1 protein-coding gene is annotated in these 1,966 nt (G+C 63.7%); it reads left to right on the top strand.

The window, feature by feature from the left end; all coding sequences use genetic code 11:
* Positions 1–262 precede the first annotated feature (262 nt).
* A partial coding sequence (locus tag EOA85_RS33940; RefSeq protein WP_127212605.1) for a PAS domain-containing protein occupies positions 263–1,966 on the top strand: 1,704 nt, incomplete at its 3' end.

The raw sequence follows: 1,966 nt of genomic DNA, 5'->3' as shown, positions 1-1,966 counted from the left end.
GGTGGGGTCACTGCGGCAGTACGCGGCCTCGACCGACGCCACCCGCCCCGACCTTTGATCTAAAAGGTGGAGCGCTTCGCCGGGGACCCCTCCCGGCCCTCAAAGGGGAGGGAAAGTCGGCGCCGAACTATTTTAGTCGATTTTTAATCTTTTTTCGCCGCGCCTATGGACAAGCCGAATCACCTTTGATTCTTTAGCTGAAGATTCGGAAGTGCGGCGTCGCCGGATCATCAAGCAGATTTAAAATCGGGGAGAGCCATTTATGGCGAAGGCGGACGCGTGGGGCGCGCCCGGAGGGACAGCTTTTGAGCGGCGTGAGGCGAGAAGCGATGGTCTCGCCGGCAACGCGCGGCTCATCGCCGAACCCGCCTACCGACGGCTTCTGGCAGCCGAGCCATTGTTGCGCCGATCGATACCGGCCCTCATCATCATTTTCCTGGTCGTCATCGCGGCGCTGCGGTTCCTGTCGCTGATGAACGAGCGTGACGACGTGGAACGCGACGCCAAGGCGATCCTCTCGCTCGCGGCAGGCCAACTGGCCAGTTCGATTAGCGTGGATGCGAACTTGGGCTCAACGCCTGGCGCGACGCAGGACCTGTTGGAGGGCATCAGCCGTCAGGGCGCGATGGGCCGAAGCCACGTGCTTGCGGTCACCGACAGCGCGTTCAAGATCGTTGCCGTGACACCGCAATCGACCGGCTGGGAAGGGCGGTCGCTCGACGCCATCGCCCAGGGCGGTCAGCCGCTGTTCATGTTCGGCGACCGCGCCGGGGTAATGGAGGTCAGAATCGGCGGCCAGGACTGGTATGCGGCGGTGAGCCTGACAAACGGCAGGAACAGTGCTGCCGCAGCGCTCGTTCCGCAGGATGCGGTCTTCTACACCTGGCGCAAGACTGTTTCGCTCAACGTCACGCTGTTCGTGCTGACAGCCGGCGTACTGATCGTCATCCTCTACGCCTATTTCGGCCAGGCGGCGCGCGCCCAGGCGGCCGACCGCATTTATCTCGAAGCGCACCAGCGCATCGACATGGCGCTGGTGCGCGGCCGCTGCGGCCTGTGGGACTGGGACATGGTCCGCGGCAAGATGTACTGGTCGCGCTCGATGTACGACATGCTGGGCTATGAGCCCTGCGACGCAATGCTGTCGTTCGGCGAGGTCGACGAGATCATCCATCCCGAGGACGGCGACCTGTTCCAGCTTGCCAACAGAATCGTCGCCCGCGAGATCGATCACATCGACCAGGTGTTCCGGATGCGCCATGCCGACGGACAATGGGTGTGGATGCGCGCAAGGGCGCAGGTGATCGACCCGGAAGCGCCGGAGATCCAGCTGATCGGCATCGCCGTTGACGTCACCGAGCAGCGGCACCTGGCGCTGCGCTCCGAGGCCGCGGATCTTCGCCTGCGAACGGCCATCGAAAACATCAACGAGTCCTTCGTGCTCTGGGATTCCGCCCAGCACCTGATCATGTGCAATTCCAAGTACCAGCAGGACAACGGTCTGTCGGATCGCGACGTGATGCCAGGCGCCTCGCGCGCCGTTCTCGAAGGTCGCATGCTTGCCTTCGCTTCGGAGCGCCGGCTTGCCAACACCAACGGGCAGCAAGGCGGCGTGACCTTCGAGCGGCAGCTTGCCGATGGCCGCTGGCTGCAGGTGAACGAGCTGCGGACCAGGGACGGCGGCACCGTCTCGGTCGGCTCCGACATCACCCAGATCAAGCTGCACCAGGAGAAGCTGGTCGACAGCGAGCGCCGGCTGATGGCGACGATCCACGATCTCAGCCTTGCCCGCCGGGCGGAGGAAGAGCGGTCGCGCGAATTGGTCGAGCTCAATCGCAAATACATGAAGGAAACCGAGCGCGCCGAGGCGGCGAACCGGGCCAAATCCGAGTTCCTGGCCAACATGTCGCATGAATTGCGCACGCCGCTCAACGCGATCATCAGCTTCTCGGAGCTGATGGAACAG

This window comes from Mesorhizobium sp. M5C.F.Ca.IN.020.29.1.1, assembly GCF_003997375.1.
Lineage (GTDB): Bacteria > Pseudomonadota > Alphaproteobacteria > Rhizobiales > Rhizobiaceae > Mesorhizobium > Mesorhizobium wenxiniae.
Note: the sequence above shows the minus strand (reverse complement) of the source record. Positions and strands in the feature narration are given on the sequence as shown.